The sequence below is a fragment of the Curtobacterium sp. MCPF17_018 genome (assembly GCF_003234135.1).
In the GTDB taxonomy this organism is placed as follows: Bacteria; Actinomycetota; Actinomycetes; order Actinomycetales; family Microbacteriaceae; genus Curtobacterium; species Curtobacterium flaccumfaciens.
Genome location: NZ_QKSJ01000004.1, coordinates 170,273 through 187,687, shown reverse-complemented (window position 1 = coordinate 187,687; position 17,415 = coordinate 170,273). Strand labels below are relative to the sequence as shown.

The 17,415-nt window shown below is 72.0% G+C and carries 16 protein-coding genes; 2 read left to right on the top strand and 14 right to left on the bottom strand.

From position 1 onward, the window contains the following. Positions 1 to 40: 40 nt before the first annotated feature. Together DEJ27_RS06885 and DEJ27_RS06880 are read left to right on the top strand one after the other, a co-directional pair. The gene (locus DEJ27_RS06885; RefSeq protein WP_111090555.1) at positions 41 to 1,525 is read left to right on the top strand and encodes a hypothetical protein; all 1,485 of its coding nucleotides are present in this window, start codon (positions 41 to 43) and stop codon (positions 1,523 to 1,525) included. 76 nt (positions 1,526 to 1,601) lie between these two features. Beyond that, positions 1,602 to 3,749 (top strand): ATP-dependent DNA helicase RecQ, encoded by a 2,148-nt coding sequence (locus DEJ27_RS06880; RefSeq protein ID WP_181430105.1) that lies wholly within the window; start codon positions 1,602 to 1,604, stop codon positions 3,747 to 3,749. A 91-nt stretch (positions 3,750 to 3,840) separates the two neighbouring features. On the opposite strand, the gene DEJ27_RS06875 is transcribed toward DEJ27_RS06880, so the two are convergent. From DEJ27_RS06875 to DEJ27_RS06810, 14 genes are all read right to left on the bottom strand, one after another. After that, positions 3,841 to 4,362, bottom strand: a complete 522-nt coding sequence (locus DEJ27_RS06875) for a hypothetical protein (RefSeq protein WP_111090554.1) — start codon at positions 4,360 to 4,362, stop codon at positions 3,841 to 3,843. 58 nt (positions 4,363 to 4,420) lie between these two features. Next, on the bottom strand, positions 4,421 to 5,047 hold the full coding sequence (locus DEJ27_RS06870) for a hypothetical protein (RefSeq protein ID WP_146244655.1): 627 nt from the start codon (positions 5,045 to 5,047) through the stop codon (positions 4,421 to 4,423). 114 nt (positions 5,048 to 5,161) lie between these two features. After that, a complete protein-coding gene (gene der, locus DEJ27_RS06865; protein WP_111090552.1) occupies positions 5,162 to 6,682 on the bottom strand; it encodes a ribosome biogenesis GTPase Der in 1,521 nt (506 codons plus the stop codon). 146 nt (positions 6,683 to 6,828) lie between these two features. Then, a complete protein-coding gene (gene cmk / locus DEJ27_RS06860) occupies positions 6,829 to 7,566 on the bottom strand; it encodes a (d)CMP kinase (protein WP_110859376.1) in 738 nt (245 codons plus the stop codon). A 173-nt stretch (positions 7,567 to 7,739) separates the two neighbouring features. After that, positions 7,740 to 8,852 carry a prephenate dehydrogenase gene (locus DEJ27_RS06855; protein ID WP_110859288.1) on the bottom strand — a complete coding sequence of 371 codons (1,113 nt, stop codon included), beginning with the start codon at positions 8,850 to 8,852 and terminating at the stop codon, positions 7,740 to 7,742. Positions 8,853 to 8,909: 57 nt separating this feature from the next. Beyond that, positions 8,910 to 9,698, bottom strand: a complete 789-nt coding sequence (locus DEJ27_RS18020) for a pseudouridine synthase (RefSeq protein ID WP_231495626.1) — start codon at positions 9,696 to 9,698, stop codon at positions 8,910 to 8,912. A gap of 1,213 nt (positions 9,699 to 10,911) precedes the next feature. Next, the gene (gene scpB / locus DEJ27_RS06845) at positions 10,912 to 11,601 is read right to left on the bottom strand and encodes an SMC-Scp complex subunit ScpB (RefSeq protein WP_258369822.1); all 690 of its coding nucleotides are present in this window, start codon (positions 11,599 to 11,601) and stop codon (positions 10,912 to 10,914) included. Then, positions 11,591 to 12,394: a ScpA family protein gene (locus tag DEJ27_RS06840; RefSeq protein ID WP_181430104.1), complete on the bottom strand. Its 804-nt coding sequence runs from the start codon at positions 12,392 to 12,394 to the stop codon at positions 11,591 to 11,593. Before DEJ27_RS06840 ends, scpB begins: the two co-directional genes overlap by 11 nt. Beyond that, positions 12,378 to 13,253 (bottom strand): ParA family protein, encoded by an 876-nt coding sequence (locus DEJ27_RS06835; RefSeq protein ID WP_017885900.1) that lies wholly within the window; start codon positions 13,251 to 13,253, stop codon positions 12,378 to 12,380. The genes DEJ27_RS06840 and DEJ27_RS06835 overlap by 17 nt, the downstream gene beginning before the upstream one ends. 126 nt (positions 13,254 to 13,379) lie before the next feature. After that, positions 13,380 to 14,195: an SseB family protein gene (locus tag DEJ27_RS06830; protein WP_111090549.1), complete on the bottom strand. Its 816-nt coding sequence runs from the start codon at positions 14,193 to 14,195 to the stop codon at positions 13,380 to 13,382. Positions 14,196 to 14,199: 4 nt separating this feature from the next. Continuing rightward, the gene (priA, locus tag DEJ27_RS06825) at positions 14,200 to 14,946 is read right to left on the bottom strand and encodes a bifunctional 1-(5-phosphoribosyl)-5-((5-phosphoribosylamino)methylideneamino)imidazole-4-carboxamide isomerase/phosphoribosylanthranilate isomerase PriA (RefSeq protein WP_110859286.1); all 747 of its coding nucleotides are present in this window, start codon (positions 14,944 to 14,946) and stop codon (positions 14,200 to 14,202) included. Between the two features lie 96 nt (positions 14,947 to 15,042). Next, the gene (gene hisH / locus DEJ27_RS06820) at positions 15,043 to 15,681 is read right to left on the bottom strand and encodes an imidazole glycerol phosphate synthase subunit HisH (protein ID WP_111090548.1); all 639 of its coding nucleotides are present in this window, start codon (positions 15,679 to 15,681) and stop codon (positions 15,043 to 15,045) included. Continuing rightward, positions 15,678 to 16,280: an imidazoleglycerol-phosphate dehydratase HisB gene (hisB, locus tag DEJ27_RS06815; protein WP_110859284.1), complete on the bottom strand. Its 603-nt coding sequence runs from the start codon at positions 16,278 to 16,280 to the stop codon at positions 15,678 to 15,680. The genes hisH and hisB overlap by 4 nt, the downstream gene beginning before the upstream one ends. Beyond that, entirely contained in the window at positions 16,277 to 17,383 is a 1,107-nt protein-coding gene (locus DEJ27_RS06810) for a histidinol-phosphate transaminase (protein WP_111090547.1), read from the bottom strand. The genes hisB and DEJ27_RS06810 overlap by 4 nt, the downstream gene beginning before the upstream one ends. Positions 17,384 to 17,415 lie beyond the last annotated feature (32 nt).

The following is a 17,415-nucleotide window of genomic DNA, read 5'->3' as shown; positions in this document are numbered from 1 at the left end:
ATTCCCAGGGACCTCTCCGTCTGACTCGTATGGTGGCTCGATGCGTTCTCGTTCCACCCCTCGTTTCCTGCTCGCGATCGCGGTGTCCGGGCTGCTGCTCGGAGCCGCCGGGTGCACGTCGAGCGGACCGGACACGAGCCGCCCGACCCTGGCGAAGGCCTCGGCCGACACCGTCACGGTGGCCGACGCTGGGGACGCCGCCGCCCGGTCCGTCCGCGTCAGCAAGGCCCTGTTCGCGAGTGCTCCCGGAGCGGTCGTCGCCCGGGCCGGCGACGCCGACGGGATCCGTGGTGCGGCGAAGGCTGCGGCGAGCGCCCACGTCCCGGTGCTGCTGACCGCGAAGGACGACAAGAACACGAGCACCGCCGTCGCCCGCGAGCTCGACCGGCTCGGCGCCGACTGGTACCAGGCCGAGGGCGACGTGTCGCTCGACACGGACGTCGAACAGCGGCAGGCGCCGGACGGCGGTGACGCGCCGGAGTCGACCCGGGCCTCCCGGCAGGCGACCGTGGTGGTGGCGGACGCGAGTGCGGACGCCGCTGCCGTGGCGACCGCGAAGGCCGCCGGCGCGCGCGTCGTGACCATGCCGAAGGGGGTGACCGACCCGGCTGCCGCACCCGACGTGGTGACGGCGCTGCACGAACGACGGGACCACCCGACCGTCCTGGTCGGCGCGGCGTTCGACGCCCTGCCGGACCCGGAGTGGACGGTGCGGGCGGCCGAGGGCGGGTTCCAGCTGCGGAACGGCGGCCAGCGGCCGTTCGACGGGCACCGGTACGTGGCGCTGTACGGGGCTCCGGGGGCGCCGGCGCTGGGCGTGCTCGGCGAGCAGGGGCCGAAGGAGACCGTGCAGCGCGCCGAGCAGGTCGCGAAGCCGTACCGGGCGGAGTCCGACGAGCTCGTGACGCCCGCGATGGAGGTCATCGCGACCGTCGCGGCCGGGGACGCCGGAGCCGACGGCGACTACTCGACGGAGCTGCCGGTGTCGACGCTCGAGCCCTACGTCGACGCCGCGCACGACGCGGACATGCCGGTCATCATCGACCTGCAGCCCGGCCGGTCGGACTTCCTGTCGCAGGCGAAGAAGTACGAGTCGCTGCTGAAGAAGCCGGGCGTCTGGCTGGCACTCGACCCGGAGTGGCGGCTCACGAAGGACCAGGTGCCGCTCGAGCAGATCGGCAGCGTGTCGGCGTCCGAGGTGAACGAGGTCTGCTCGTGGCTGGCTGCGCTCGTGAAGAAGGAGGGGCTGCCGCCGAAGGCCCTGGTGCTGCACCAGTTCCGGTTGTCGATGATCCAGGACCGCTCCGCACTGAAGACCCACCCGGAGCTCGACATGCTCGTGCACGTCGACGGGCAGGGGTCGCAGCCGGACAAGCAGGCGACCTGGAAGGCACTGCACCAGGGCGCGCCGGAGGGGCTGCACTGGGGCTGGAAGAACTTCTACGACGAGGACACGCCCATGCTGACGCCCGCGCAGACGATGCAGGACGTGCAGCCGACGCCGTCGTTGGTCACGTACCAGTAGGGCCCGGTTGGTCCGGTTGTCCACAGCCTGGAGGCGCGACCCGCGTTTCGTCGGTTGCTCCTGACAGCATGGGGGCATGGACACCCCCACCTCCGCTCCGTCTGTCGTCTCGCCTTCTGCGGACATCGCCGCCGAGGCGCAGCAGGCGCTCGCTGCGCTCACGGGGCGCCCCGACGCGGTGTTCCACCCCGGCCAGCTCGAGGCGATCTCGGCGCTGGTCGAGCACCGGCAGCGCGCCCTGGTCGTGCAGCGCACCGGGTGGGGCAAGTCCGCGGTGTACTTCCTCGCGACGCTGCTGCTGCGCCGACGCGGGGGCGGCCCGACGGTCCTGGTGTCGCCGCTGCTCGCCCTGATGCGCGACCAGGTCGCCGCCGCCGCGCGGGCCGGTGTCCGTGCGGTGTCGATCAACTCCGCGAACGCCCACGAGTGGGGCGAGACCCAGGCAGCCCTCGCCCGTGACGAGGTCGACGTGCTCCTGGTCTCCCCCGAGCGCCTGAACAACCCGAAGTTCCGCGACGAGCAGATGCCGACCCTGATCGCCCGGATGGGCATGCTCGTGGTCGACGAAGCCCACTGCATCTCGGACTGGGGCCACGACTTCCGGCCGGACTACCGCCGACTGGCCGAGCTCATCCGGTCGCTCCCCCACGGAGTCCCCGTCCTGGCCACCACCGCGACGGCGAACGAGCGCGTGGTCGAGGACGTCGCCGAACAGCTCACCGCCGGCCCGGCCGACCCGGTGTTCACCATCCGCGGGTCCCTGGCTCGCAAGTCCCTGCGCCTCGGCGTGCTCACGCTGCCCGATGCCCGGCAGCGGCTGGGGTGGCTCCTCGCGCACCTCGGCGACCTGCCCGGCAGCGGCATCATCTACACGCTCACCGTCTCGGCGGCCGAGGACATCGCACGACTGCTCCGCGACAACGGGTACGCGGTGCGCGCCTACACGGGGCGCACCGACACCGACGAGCGCGAGCAGCTCGAACAGCAGCTCAAGGGGAACGAGCTGAAGGCCCTGGTCGCCACGAGTGCGCTCGGCATGGGGTTCGACAAGCCCGACCTCGGGTTCGTCGTGCACGTCGGGGCTCCCTCGTCGCCCGTCGCCTACTACCAGCAGATCGGTCGTGCGGGTCGTGCGACCGACAACGCCGACGTCCTGCTCCTGCCCGGGCGTGAGGACCGCGAGATCTGGCAGTACTTCGCCAGCGCCTCGATGCCGACCGAGGCCCGCGCCGCCGCCGTGCTCGGCGCCCTGTCCACCGACACCGCGATGTCGACCGTGGCGCTCGAGGGCCTGGTCGACATCAAGCGTTCCACCCTCGAACTCCTGCTCAAGGTGCTCGACGTCGACGGCGCCGTCCGACGCGTCACCGGTGGCTGGGTGTCGACCGGGCAGCCGTGGGAGTACGACGCACCCCGGTACGAGCGGGTCGCAGCGGCCCGCGCTGCCGAAGCAGCGTCGATGCTCGACTACGAGTCCACCTCGGCCTGCCGCATGCAGCTGCTGCAGCAGGACCTCGACGACCCCTCGGCCGAGCCCTGCGGCCGGTGCGACAACTGCGCCGGGGCGTGGTTCCCGACCGCCGTGTCCGACACCGACTCCTCCGGAGCCGCGGCCGCGCTCGACAAGGTCGGCGTCGAGATCGCCCCGCGTGCCCAGTGGCCCTCGGGGATGTCGTCGCTCGGGGTCTCGGTGCGGGGCAAGATCGGCGCGGACGAGCTCGTGCAGCCCGGGCGTGCGGTGGCGCGTCTGACCGATCTCGGCTGGGGAGGTCCCTTGCGTGCGCTGTTCTCACCGTCCACCCCCGATGCCCCGATCTCGCGCGAGCTCGTCGACGGCTGTGTCCGGGCGCTCAAGGACTGGCCGTGGGAGACCCGGCCGACCGGCGTCGTGGCGATGTCCTCGCGGTCGCGGCCCGAGCTCGTGGGGTCCCTCGCCCAGGCGCTGTCCACCATCGGGCGGCTGCAGTTCCTCGGCACGCTCGGCCGCGCCGGCGGGACCCCCCGTGGCGACGGCGCGACGAACAGCGCCTACCGACTGTCCGGCGTGTGGGACACCTTCGTGGTCGATCCATCGCTCGCCGCAGCCCTGCAGGCGCACGAGGGCCCGGTGCTGCTCGTCGACGACCTGGTCGACAGCCGGTGGACGATGACCGTCGCCGGCCGGGAGCTCCGGCGCGCCGGGGCCGCCGCAGTGCTCCCGTTCGCCCTGGCCACGGTCGCGTAGCCCGGTCGCGCCGGTCTCGCACCACCGTTGCGACACTCCACGCGTCGATCGACTCGTGTTCTGTCGCGGATCCGGTCCGCCTGCCGGAGGCCTACCGCCGCGCGGGCTTGGGGAACGTCGCCCGCATGTGGTCGGACGTCAGCACGTCGCCGATGCCGACCATGAGCACCGAGAACAGCATCTGCTCGATGACCATCCAGAACGGGTAGAGCCCCGGGATCGCCGCGACGATCAGGGTCACGATCGGGAAGATCCGGCTGAACAACCGCAGCCGCTGGTACGCCCAGTAGTACCCGAGCTGCGCCCGCCAGGCGAACACGGAGAGCGTCAGCGTGATGAGCAGCACCACCGTGGACCGGAACCAGACCGCCCACGACAGGGTGTCCCCCGCGCGCGTCAGCAGCACGGCGACCACGATGGCGGCGAGCCCGACGACGGTCTCCGCGACGAGCAGCCACCGGATCCAGCGGAACGAGCGGACGGTGTCCGGGTGTTCGAGCATGTCCTCGCGTATCACGTACCCGGACTGTCGACCTCCGGCCAACCGGTCGAGCCGCAGACGGCACCACACGCGGTCGGCGAGCACACCGAGTCCGTCGTTCTGCTGCGTCACCAGTCCATCGTGCCCCATCCCGAGGCCCCCGGCGGACGCAGCCCGGGGCACCGACGGCTCAGTCGGACGGGACGAGTGCCGCGCCGCCCAGCACGGTGCCTGTCCCGGCGTCGAGCAGGACCAGGGACCGGACCTCGTCGGGCAGTGACCACGGGTCGCTCAGCACGACGGTCAGCCCCTGTTCGACCCCGGCGGCCTGGAACAGGTCGTAGGACTCCCCGGCGGGTGTCCACACCGGCTTCGAACCACCGCGTACCGTCCCCGCGGACAGCACGACGTCGACCGGGCCGTCCCCGCCGGTCTCCAGGTGGTCGATCTCCACCGCGAGGGTCTCGTCACTCGTGTTCGCGGCGATCCGGACGTGCCCGGAGGCAGCGGCTCCGATGCCGACGATGTCGCCGGAGACCGGCGGGACGCGGCGCCACCACGGGTCGATGGGCGAACCGTCGACCGGCCGGACGGGTTCGGGCTCGATCGGTTCCTCGAGGGCGTTGGACGGCTGCAGTCGGACGTCGGGCGACCGCGCCGGCTCGGGGGCCACGGCGTCGGCACGCGTGACCGTGTCACCGTCGTCGGACGTGTGCGAGATCGTCCACAGGGAGACCGAGCCCACGACGACCACACCGACGAGGACGCCCACCAGGGCGAGCCGACGTCGGTCCGCTGCCCACGGCCCGGTACGCACGCACCCATGATGCCGCACGGGCGCGCCGGACCGGCTCCGGGCCTCCAGGCCGGACGCGCACGCAGAACGCGCCCCGACGGATCGGGGCGCGTTCTGCGTGACGGGTGGGAGGGCTCAGCGCTTCCGGCGCTCGCGCACCCGCATGTTGACGTTGATCGGCGTGCCGGAGAAGCCCCAGACCTCGCGGAGGCGGCGCGTGATGAAGCGTCGGTACTGCGGGTCGAGGAACGCCGACGTGAAGAGCACGAAGGTCGGCGGCTGGCTCGACGCCTGGGTCCCGAACAGGATGCGGGGCTGCTTGCCGCCGCGCACGGGGTGGGGGTGCTCCTGCACGAGCTCGGCGATGAAGGCGTTGACCTTGCCGGTCGGGATGCGGGTGTCCCACGACTCGAGGGCGGTCTCGAGCGCCGGCACGAGCTTCTCGAGGTGGCGGCCCGTGCGGGCGGAGATGTTCACGCGCGGGGCCCAGGCGACGTGCGCCAGGTCCTGCTCGATCTCGCGCTCCAGGTAGCGGCGTCGCTCGTCGTCGAGCAGGTCCCACTTGTTGTAGGCCAGCACGAGGGCCCGGCCGGACTCCAGGACGAGGTCGATGATGCGGAGGTCCTGCACGGAGACCGGCTCGGTGACGTCGAGGACGACGACGGCGACCTCGGCCTTCTCGAGCGCGGCGGTGGTGCGGAGCGAGGCGTAGAAGTCCGCGCCCTGCTGCAGGTGCACGCGCTTGCGGATGCCGGCGGTGTCGACGAAGCGCCAGACCTTGCCGCCGAGCTCGATCTGCTCGTCCACCGGGTCGCGCGTGGTGCCCGCGAGGTCGTTCACGACGACCCGCTCTTCACCGGCGGCCTTGTTGAGCAGCGAGCTCTTGCCGACGTTCGGGCGCCCGAGGATGGCCACGCGGCGGGGGCCGCCGACCTCCTGCTTGGCGACGGCCGACGTGTCGGGCAGCGTCTTGATGATCAGGTCGAGCAGGTCCGCGACGCCGCGGCCGTGCAGCGCGGAGACCGGGTGCGGCTCGCCGAGACCGAGGTTCCAGAGCTCGGAGGCGTCGAGGTCGCGGCGCTCGTCGTCGGACTTGTTCGCGACGACGATGACGGGGCGGTCGGTGCCGCGGAGCATCTTCACGACGTGCTCGTCGGTGGCGGTGATGCCGACCGTGACGTCCACGACGAAGAGCACGGCGTCGGCCAGGTCGATCGCGACCTCGGCCTGCGCGGCGACGGAGGCGTTGATGCCCTCGGCGCCGGGCTCCCAACCGCCGGTGTCGACGAGGGTGAAGCGCTTGTCGTTCCAGTCGGCCTTGTAGCTGACACGGTCGCGGGTGACGCCGGGGACGTCCTGCACGACGGCCTCACGACGACCGAGGATGCGGTTGACGAGCGCGGACTTGCCCACGTTCGGGCGGCCGACGATCGCGAGCACCGGGTAGGCGGGCAGGTAGTGGACGCCGTCCTCGCCGACCTGACCGGCCTCGAGCAGGGCAAGGTCTTCGTCCTCGAGGTCGTACTCCTCGAGTCCGGCGCGGAGCGCGGTCGCGCGCTGCTCGGCCTCGGCCTCGTCGAGTCCGGCGAGCCGCTCGCCGAGGGCGTCGTCGTACTGTGGGAAGTCGTCGTTGTCCGGGTTGTCCAGCTGAGCCATCTTGGGTTCCTCGCGAGCGGCCGGGGCCGCGGTGTCGGTGGCCGTTGCCGGCCGGGGCCGGGGGTCCGGCCGTGGTGGACCGTCCCGCCGAGGCGGTCCGGTCTGCGTCAGTGCGTGATCGGCCCGCCGAGGCGGTCCGGTCTGCGTCAGTGCGTGGCCGCGCGGGCCAGGTCGACGACCGCCTGCACGGTCTGGTCGAAGTCGAGGTCGGTGGAGTCGAGCGTCGTGACGCCGTCGGCGGCGTTCATGAAGTCGACGACCTTCGCGTCCGCCGCGTCGCGACGAGCGAGTGCTGCGGAGGTCTCGGCGGCCGACTGGGTCGTGACCTCTGCCGAGCGTCGCGCCATTCTAACGGACTCGTCGGCCGTCAGCAGGATCCGGACCTCGGCGTCCGGCGCGACGACCGTGGTGATGTCCCGGCCCTCGGTGATGATGCCCGGGGCGTCGGTCTTCCGCATCACGTTCCGGAACAGCTGGACCAGGCGCTTCCGGACGTCCGGGAGCTTCGCGATGTGGGCGACCGCGCCGGTGACGTCGGGGGTGCGGATGGCGTCGGTGACGTCGGTCTCCCCCACCTTGACGTAGTAGTCGTCGGGGTCGGTGCCGATGGCGTAGTCGAAGGTGTCCCAGCTCGCCAGGATCGCCGCGGCGTCGTCGAGGTCGACCCGCTGCTGCAGGGCGTGCCACGCGAGTGCACGGTAGGCGGCGCCGGTGTCCTGGTAGCCGTAGCCCAGGGCGCGGGCTGCCGCACGGGAGACGCTCGACTTGCCGCTGCCTGCGGGGCCGTCGACCGCGATGACGATCTTCGCCACGTAGGCGCCGTCGGCCAGGCCGGACGGAATCGGGGCGCTGGTCGAGCCGGGCTCGCCGCCGGGCTGGCCCATGCCGCCAGCCGGACCGCCGAGGGGGCCGCCCTCAGCACCGCCGCGTGCCCCGTCACCGGGCGTCGGCGTCGGCGTCGGCGTCGGCAAGCCGGAGTCGGGCCCGTCGGTCCCGCCAGCCGGAGCGCGCCCGCCGGCCACACCCGAGTCGTTCGTCGCTGCGTTCGTGTCGTCGTTCAGGCCCATGCTGCTGCGATCCTCCATCCGCGCCCCTCGAGTTCCTCGACGAGTCGCTGTTCCTGCTCGGGCAGCACCGACACCTCGACGATGCCGATCTGTGCGCCCGGTGAGTGCTCGAGGCGCATGTCCTCGAGGTTGATGCCGATCTCCCCGATGAACGTCAGGAGTGCGGCGATCTGCCCGGGGGTGTCGTCGACGAGGACGACCACCTGGGCGAAGCGCTTGGTGGTGCCGTGCTTGCCCGGCAGCCGTTCGACCCCACGGTTGCCGTCGGCGATGGTCTCGGCGATGGTGCGCGGCGAACCGGCACCGTCCGGGTCGCCGAGGGCGTCGATCACGCGGGACAGGTCGTCGCGCAGGTCGGTGAGCACCGGCCGGATGTGCCCGGCGTTCGCCCCGATGATCTGCACCCACAGCCCGGGGTCGCTCGCGGCGATCCGGGTGACGTCGCGCACGCCGCCGCCGGCCAGGCCGAGCGACCCGTCCGGGGCGTCCCGCAGGCGCGAGGCCATCAGCGTCGACACGAGCTGCGGTGCGTGCGAGACGTACGCCACGGCGAGGTCGTGCGACTCCGGGTCCATCGGCACGACGGTGGCACCGAGGTCGAGCGCGAGGTCCTCGACCGCCGCGGCACGCTGGTACGTGATGCCGTCGTGCCCGGCGATCACCCACGGGCGCCCGAAGAACAGGTCGGCGCGGGCGGCGGTCGGCCCGCTGCGCTCACGCCCCGCCATCGGGTGCGAACCGATGTACCGGGAGACGTCGGCGCCGGCAGCCACCAGGGCAGCGAGCGGCCCGGACTTCACGCTGGCGACGTCGGTCACCACGGCGTCCGGGTAGGCGGCGAGTTCTCGCTCCACCACGGTCGCGACGACGTCAGGCGGCACCGCGACGACGACGAGCTCCGGCTGGTCGCCGGCAGCCGATCGACGCCCGGCGCCGTAGTCCACGGCGAGCGCCAGTGCGGCGGGTGAGACGTCGTCGAGGACGACGTCCACGCCCTTCTCACGCAGGGCCAGACCGATCGAGGCACCGAGCAACCCGGCACCGACGACCCGGACCGGGCCACGCAGACGGCGGTCGATGTCGGTCGGGTTCACGTCGGTCACCGGGCAAGCCTACCGATCGGGTCTCGGGCATCGGTCGATGCCCGAGACCCGGCTCGGTCAATCGGCCGACTCGTCCTCGTACTCGTCGTCGTCCTGGTCCAGCGCGACGTCGCGGTCGTCACGAGCGGACGGCTTCGCGTCACGGACGGTGCTGAGCAGCTTGCCGACCTCGACCGTGCCGAGCTCGCGCATCTTGCCCGGCGGCAGGCTGCCCAGGTGCAGCGGTCCGAACGACCGGCGGACGAGTTCGAGGACCGGGTGGTCGACGGCCTCGAGCATGCGGCGGACGATGCGGTTGCGGCCGGAGTGCAGCGTGATCTCGACGAGCGATTCACCCCGCGAGGACTCGAGCAACCGCACCTTGTCGGCCTTGATCGGACCGTCCTCGAGCTCGACGCCCTCGGTCAGGCGCTGCACCACGGCAGGGTTCACGTTGCCGTGGACCTTCGCGATGTACGTCTTCTGCACGCCGAACGACGGGTGCGCCAGCACGTGTGCCAGGTCGCCGTCGTTCGTCAGGACGAGCAGCCCGGAGGTCTCGGTGTCGAGACGGCCGACGTTGAACAGGCGCTCCTCGTAGCGGTCCACGAACTCGGTCAGGTCGCGTCGACCGCGCTCGTCCTGCAGGCTCGAGACGACACCGGTCGGCTTGTTCAGGACGATGTACCGCCGCGACGAGTCGATCTGCACCGGCACGCCGTCGACGCTGATCGCGTCCTTCTCGGGGTCGACACGACGCCCGAGGGCGTCCACGACCTCGCCGTTGACCGTCACGCGGCCCTCGACGATCAGGTTCTCCGCGACGCGGCGGGATGCCACGCCGGCAGCGGCGATCACCTTCTGCAGGCGCTCACCCTCTGCCTGGAGGCCCGGCTGGGCCCCGGCAGGCGCCGTTCCGTCCGCCGCGTCCCAGTCCTCGATGATCGGCCGTTCGGGCGTGCCCTCGGCCGGGTTGCCCCGATCGTCGCGCTGCCCGCTCGGCTTCGGCGTGGTGCGGTCGCTGTTGCGGACGCTCGTGGTGCCGCCGACGTAGCGGCGGCCGTTGTGCCAGACGCGGCTCTGCTGGCCGTCGGGGGTGCGACGGTCGTCGCGGGGAGCGGAACTGCCACGGTCGTCGCGACCCCGGTACCCACCACGGTCATCACGCGGAGCCGAAACCCCACGGTCGTCACGACCCCGGTACCCACCACGGTCATCACGCGGAGCCGAGTTGCCGCGGTAGCCGCCACGGTCGCCGCCACGGTCATCACGCGGAGCCGAAGCCCCGCGGTAGCCGCCACCGGAGCGGTCGTCACGACCCCGGTACCCACCACGGTCATCACGCGGAGCCGAAACCCCACGGTCGTCACGACCCCGGTAGCCGCCACGGTCGTCACGGGGAGCCGAGTTGCCGCGGTATCCACCGCGGTCATCACGCGGAGCCGAAGCACCACGGTCGTCACGACCCCGGTACCCACCACGGTCATCACGCGGAGCCGACCCTCGGTAGCCACCACGGTCGTCACGCGGAGCGGAAGCACCACGGTCGTCGCGACCCCGGTACCCGCCACGGTCGTCACGCGGCGCCGAAGCCCCGCGGTACCCACCGCGATCGCCCCCGCCGGAACGGTCGTCACGGCCGCGGTAGCCACCGCGGTCATCACGCGGAGCCGGGGCACCACGGTATCCACCGCGGTCGTCACGCGGCGCGGGCCCACCACGGTCGTCACGGCCGCGGTACCCACCACGGTCGTCACGCGGAGCGGAGTCGCCGCGGTAGCCGCCACCGGAACGGTCGTCACGACCCCGGTAGCCACCACGGTCGTCACGCGGCGCCGAAGCCCCGCGGTACCCACCACGGTCGCCGCCACGATCGTCGCGCGACGGGTACCCGCCGCGCCGGTCGTCGTCACGCGGCGGGCGTGCGCCCCCGCGGTCGTCGCGACCGTACCCGCCGGAGCGGCCACCGGCACCAGAGCCGGCCCCGCCGCGTCCGCCGGCCGGTCGGCCGGAGCGATCCGGGCCTCCTGAGCGTCCGTTGCGGTCGTCTCGGTCTCGGGGCGCGCCGCGCCCCCGGTCGTCAAACCCTGCCATCGGGAATCCCTTCGTTCTGCTCGAAGCCGTCCGCACCGTCGTCCAGGAGGGGCGAGATGAGCGGCAGCTCGTCGAGCGAGTTGATGCCGAGCTGCTGCAGGAGCAGGTCGGACGTGACGTAGTTGATGGCGCCGGTCTCGGCGTCGGTGAACGACTCCTCGATGAGGCCGCGTGCCACCAGGGTCCGGACGACGCCGTCGACGTTGACGGCACGGATCGCAGCGATCTGCGAGCGGGTGATCGGCTGCTTGTAGGCGACGACAGCCAGGGTCTCGAGCGCGGCCTGCGACAGCCGCGAGGGGCGCTCGGCCTCGACGAACTGCTCGACCACGGGGTCCAGGTCGGCGCGGACGTAGAAGCGCCAGCCGCCACCGACCTCGCGCAGTTCGAAACCGCGGCGGATCGTGCCGTCGACGCCGTCGAAGTCCGCGACGAGACGTTCGATCGCCTGGCGGACGGCGGGGACGGGCGAACCGACCGCAGCGCCGAGCGCGACGAGCGACTGGGGCTGGTCGGCGATCATCAGGATCGCCTCGAGCTGACGGTCGATGGGGATGGTGGGGTGGGCCGGCGACGCGGCGCGTTCGTGGATCTCGTGCTCGATCGCGCGGGCGTCGGCCATCTCGTCGGCGCCGCCGGGTTCGGCGCTGGACGTGTCGTGCACGTCATCCGTCATAGTCGGCTCCCAGGTTCGCGAGGCTCTCGTCGGACCAGTCCTCGGCGGTCCACCGCAGTGTCAGCTCCCCGAGCGGCTCGAGCTGCTCGAACGAGATCGACGCGTTCCGGTACAGCTCGAGGATCGCGAGGAAGCGAGCCACCACGATACCCGTCTGGTCGACGCCCGCGACCAGTTCGCGGAACGAGATGCCCTCACCATCGCGGGTGCGGAGGATCGAGACGACGATCGCGGCTTGTTCGCGGATGCTGATGAGCGGGGCGTGCAGGTGGTCGAGGCCGACGGTCGGGATCTCCCGCGGGGCGAAGGCCAGCGCGGCCAGCGCGGCGAAGTCCTGCACCGACAGCGTCCAGACGAGTTCGGGTGTGCGGGCGCGGAACCGCTCCTCGAGCCGGACGCTGCGGACGTGCCGGCGCGACTCGACGCCCCAGCGCTCCCCGAACCAGTCGGCGGCCTGCTTGAAGGCCCGGTACTGCAGCAGCCGGGCGAACAGCAGGTCACGGGCCTCGAGCAGGGCGACGTCCTCGGCGTCCACGAGCTCACCCTGGGGCAGCAGCCCGACGATCTTCAGGTCGAGCAGGGTCGCCCCGACGACCAGGAACTCGCTGGCCTCGTCGAGCTCGTCGGCGGACTCGGCCTGCCGGACGTACTGGATGAACTCCCCCGTCACGGCACCGAGCGACACCTCGGTGATGTCGAGCTCGTGCTTCGTGATGAGCGACAGCAGGAGGTCGAACGGTCCGTCGAAGTTGGCGAGCCGGACCCGGAACCCCGCGTCAGGCGACGGCGCCACGCTGGACGAGCTCTCGTGCGAGCTGCCGGTAGGCGTGGGCGGCAGGGTGGTCCGGCGCGGTCTGCGTGATCGGGCGTGCGGACACCGTGGCGTCCGGGAACTTCACAGTGCGGCCGATGACGGTGTCGAGCACGCGGTCGTCGAAGGTGTCGACGACCCGCTCCATGACCTCGCGCGAGTGCAGCGTGCGCGAGTCGTACATGGTCGCCAAGATGCCGTCGAGCTTGAGCGCCGGGTTGAGGCGGTCGCGCACCTTGTCGATCGTCTCGATGAGCAGGGCGACACCGCGGAGCGCGAAGAACTCGCACTCGAGCGGGATGAGCACGCCGTGCGCCGCGGTCAGGGCGTTCACGGTGAGCAGGCCGAGCGACGGCTGGCAGTCGACCAGGATCACGTCGTAGTCGTTCGCGACCTTGCGCAGCACGCTCGCCAGGATCTGCTCGCGGGCGACCTCGTTGACCAGGTGCACCTCGGCCGCGGACAGGTCGATGTTCGCCGGGATGACGTCGAGGCCGGGGGTGTTCGTCGGCTGGATGACCTGGTTCGGGTCCTTCACGGCACCCATCAGCAGGTCGTAGACGGTGTGGATGTCGTGCGTCCGGACCCCGAGACCCGCGGACAGCGCGCCCTGCGGGTCGAAGTCGACGGCCAGGACCTTGCGGCCGTACTCCGCGAGCGCGGCGCCCAGGTTGATGGCCGTCGTGGTCTTGCCGACGCCGCCCTTCTGGTTGCAGAGCGCGATGATGCGGGCGGGTCCGGTGCTGTCGAGCTCCTCGGGTACGGGGAAGTCCCGGACGGGACGCCCCGTCGGACCGTGGGTGGTCGCGCCGGTGGGGTTGGTCGTCGGGTTCGGGCTCACCCCGTCATCGTACCGGCGACCTCGGGCTGGGCCGGGCCGCACCGCCGCGGGACCCCTGCGCTGCTGGCTGGCAGCCTGGCCGCGGCCGCTGCTGGCCGGCAGCCTGGCCGCGGCCGCTGCTGCTCGTCAGGCAGCGCGCAGGGCGACGCGCATGCTGTCGACCCGCTCCGCGATCACGGGGTCGGTCGACCACCGCTGCTGCAGCCGACCGACGAGCTCGCCGACCCGCTCGCGGTCGAGCCCCGGGTGCAGCGCCAGGCCCACCGTCAGCTCCGGCCCGGCGAACCGTCCGAAAGGGTCGCCCGGCGCGAGTTCGACACGGGCGACGTCGGGCTCCCCCTCGACCGAGGCGGCGAAGGCCCGGGCCACCTCGGGGTCCTCGAAGCACGGGGTCCACGGCAGGTCCTGCCCGAGCGCCCACACGGCCGGACGACGCAGCACGAACTCGGTCGGCGACTTCGGGTCGAGCACGACGAGCTGGGTGTCCTCGCTCGCCGCGGCCATCGCCACACGGCGGGATTCCACCGGCACCGGGCGCGCCTCCGGATCCCACGCGTGCACGGCGTCCACCGAGGTGAACGCCGGCATCGCGCTGCGACCGTCCGGACCGGCGACCGTCACGATCGAGAGTTCCTGGGTCTTGTCGACGAGTTTGCCCTCATCGGTCTCCCCCACGTCGCCGGCCTCGGCGATGAGCGGGATGAGCAGGCGCGCGGAGCGGAGTGCCTCGACGATCGCGGCCTGGGAGGCTCCGTCGGCGAGCGCACCGATGGCCGCGACCACCGCGGGGTCGGCGAGCCCGTCGTCATCGGCGAACGCGGTGTCGTGGTGGTCGAACGTGCGACCTTCCCACGAGAAGCCCGCCGAGTCCGCCGCCCCACCCGGGGTGTGCGCGTCGTCGGCGTCGGGCCCGGTGCCGCGGCCGTTCGAGATGCCCGCCACGGCGTTACTCGGAGGCGACGTCGAGTGCGGCCGGCAGCGTGAACGCCCCGGAGTACAGCGCCTTGCCGATGATCGCGCCCTCGAGCCCGTACGGCACGAGTTCGCGGAGCGCACGGAGGTCGTCGAGCGTCGAGATCCCGCCCGAAGCCACCACGGGCTGGTCGGTCCGGTCGCACACCTGGCGGAGCAGTTCGACGTTCGGCCCCTGCAGCGTGCCGTCCTTGGTGACGTCGGTCACCACGTAGCGGGCACAACCGGCGGCTTCCAGCCGGTCGAGCACCTCCCACAGGTCACCGGCGTCCTCGGTCCAGCCGCGGCTCGAGAGCGTGGTGCCGCGGACGTCCAGCCCGACGGCGATCTGCTCGCCGTACTCACCGATCACACGGGCGGCCCAGTCGGGGTTCTCGAGCGCCGCGGTCCCGAGGTTCACGCGTGCCGCACCGGTCGCCAGTGCCGCTTCGAGCGAGGCGTCGTCACGGATGCCGCCGGACAGCTCGACGGAGACGCCCTCGACCTCGCGGACGGCGTGCGCGATCACCCGGCGGTTGTCGCCACGCCCGAAGGCCGCGTCGAGGTCGACGAGGTGGATCCACTCGGCGCCCTGGTCACGCCAGGTCCGGGCAGCGGCGACGGGGTCGCCGTAGCCGGTCTCGCTCCCCGCCTCGCCCTGGGTGAGTCGCACGGCCTGTCCGTCGACGACGTCGACAGCCGGAAGCAAGACGAGGGGCGGGGTGTCGGTGAGGTCGGTCATGGTCCTGTCGGTTTCGTTGCGGTGGAGAAGGGGCTGCGGACGGCCGGGAGGCCCGGTGCGCGTCCGGCACGGCCGTCGCGGCCGGCACGGCCGGGTTCAGAGCGAACGCACCCAGTTGGAGAGCAGGCGGATGCCCGGCTCGCCGGACTTCTCGGGGTGGAACTGCGTGGCGGTGAGCGGCCCGTTCTCGACCGCGGCGATGAACTTCTGGCCGTGCTCGGCCCAGGTCAGACGGGGCGCGCGGAACGGCCCGTACGCCTCGAGCGGGAAGTCGGTCACGCCGTAGGAGTGCACGAAGTAGAAGCGCTCGTCGTGCAGCCCGTCGAACAGCACGGAGTCCTCGGGGGCCTGCACGGTGTTCCAGCCCATGTGCGGCAGCACCTCGGCCTGGATCTCCTGCACCGTGCCGGGCCACTGGCCGAGCCCTTCGACGTCGGCACCACGCTCGATGCCCCGCGAGAACAGGACCTGCATGCCCACGCAGATGCCGAGCACGGGTCGCCCGCCGGCCAGACGGTGGTCGACGATCTCGCCGCCCTGCACGTCCTCGAGCTGGTCGATCACGGCGGCGAACGCGCCGACGCCGGGGACGAGCAGGCCGTCGGCCTTGAGCGCCGCCTGCTTGTCCGAGGTCAGCGTGACATCAGCCCCGGCGCGCTCGAGCGCCTTGGCGGCGGAGTGGACGTTGCCCGACCCGTAATCGAGGACGACGACGTTCGGCTTGGCGGCGGTCACAGTGCGCCCTTCGTGGAGGGGATGCCGTCGACGCGCGGGTCCAGTTCGACCGCCTTGCGCACGGCTCGGGCGAACGCCTTGAACTCGGCTTCGGCGATGTGGTGGGGGTCGCGGCCCTCGAGCACGCGGACGTGGACGGTGATGCCGGCGTTGAACGTGATCGCCTCGAACACGTGGCGGACCATCGAGCCGGTGAAGTGACCACCGATGCGGTGGAACTCGAAGCCCGCGGGCTCGCCGGAGTGCACGAGGAACGGACGCCCGGAGACGTCGACGACGGCCTGGGCCAGCGCTTCGTCGAGCGGGACCAGGGCGTCACCGTACCGGCCGATGCCGGAGCGGTCGCCGAGCGCCTGCTTGATCGCCTGTCCGAGCACGATGCCGGTGTCCTCGACCGTGTGGTGCACGTCGATCTCGGTGTCACCCGTCGAGCGCACCCGCAGGTCGATCAGGGAGTGCTTGCTGAACGCGGTCAGCATGTGGTCGAAGAACGGGACGGAGGTCGAGATCGACGAGGTCCCGGTGCCGTCCAGGTCGAGCTCGAGTTCGACACTCGATTCGCTCGTCGAACGGCTGATCGAGGCGGTGCGGGCGGTCATGCCTCAACCCTAACCGGCGGCTGCTCGGCGGCGACCTGCCGCATGGCGTCGAGGAACGCGGTCGTCTCGGCCTCGGTCCCCGCACTCACCCGCAGGTGGTTCGGGATGCCGAGGTCGCGCACGATGACGTCGCGCTCGAGCAGCGCCTCGAACGCGGCGTGCGGGTCGGCCACACCACCGAACAGGACGAAGTTGGACCAGGTCTCGTAGGTGCGGTACCCCATGGCCCGGAGCGCGGTGACCATGCGGTCGCGCTGCCCCTTGATGTCGTCGACCATCGCCAGCATCTCGGGGGCGTGCCGGAGTGCCGCGATGGCCGCCGCCTGGGTCAGCGCGGACAGGTGGTACGGCAGCCGGACCAGCCGGACGGCGTCGACGACGGCGGGGTGCGCGGCCATGTACCCGACCCGGGCACCGGCGAACGCGAACGCCTTGCTCATCGTGCGGGAGACCACGAGGCGCTCACGACCGGGCAGCAGCGTGAGGGCGCTCGGAGCGTCGGACGGCATGAACTCGGCGTACGCCTCGTCCACCATCACGATACCGTCGGTCGCGTCGTAGGCGGCCGCGATCGTCTCGATCTCGAGCGGGGTGCCAGTCGGGTTGTTCGGCCCGCACAGGAACACGATGTCCGGCTGGTGTTCACGGATCGCCGCCACGACCGTCTCGGGCGAGATGCGGAACTCGTCCTCCCGCTGGGCCGGGATCCACGTGGTGCCGGTGCCCGACGCGAGGATCGAGTGCATCGAATAGGTGGGCGGGAACCCGAGCACCGAGCGGCCCGGCCCGCCGAACGCCTGGAGGAGCTGCTGCAACACCTCGTTCGACCCGTTCGCCGCCCAGAGCTGCTCGGCGGTCAGGTCGTGCCCGAGGTAGTCGGCGAGGGACTGTCGGAGCTCGGTGAACTCGCGGTCCGGGTACCGGTTCACCGTGAGCAGGGCTTGCCGGATCGACTCGACGATGTCGGCAGCCACGTCGTCCGGAACGGGATGCGTGTTCTCGTTGACGTTGAGCTGCACGCGGACGTGCTTCTGCGGGGCGCCGTAAGGGCTCTGCCCGCGCAGGTCGTCTCGGATCGGGAGGTCTTCGAGCGTGAATGCCACCGATCCATCGTAGGCTGCTGTCACCGTGCGAC

What these genes read in the sequence shown, in the direction of transcription:
- DEJ27_RS06885 (WP_111090555.1), top strand. Translation starts at nt 41, where the DNA reads ATGCGTTCTCGTTCCACCCCTCGTTTCCTGCTCGCGATCGCGGTGTCC.
- DEJ27_RS06880 (WP_181430105.1), top strand. Translation starts at nt 1,602, where the DNA reads ATGGACACCCCCACCTCCGCTCCGTCTGTCGTCTCGCCTTCTGCGGAC.
- der (WP_111090552.1), bottom strand. Translation starts at nt 6,682, where the DNA reads ATGGCTCAGCTGGACAACCCGGACAACGACGACTTCCCACAGTACGAC.
- cmk (WP_110859376.1), bottom strand. Translation starts at nt 7,566, where the DNA reads ATGGGCCAGCCCGGCGGCGAGCCCGGCTCGACCAGCGCCCCGATTCCG.
- scpB (WP_258369822.1), bottom strand. Translation starts at nt 11,601, where the DNA reads ATGACGGATGACGTGCACGACACGTCCAGCGCCGAACCCGGCGGCGCC.
- priA (WP_110859286.1), bottom strand. Translation starts at nt 14,946, where the DNA reads ATGACCGACCTCACCGACACCCCGCCCCTCGTCTTGCTTCCGGCTGTC.
- hisB (WP_110859284.1), bottom strand. Translation starts at nt 16,280, where the DNA reads ATGACCGCCCGCACCGCCTCGATCAGCCGTTCGACGAGCGAATCGAGT.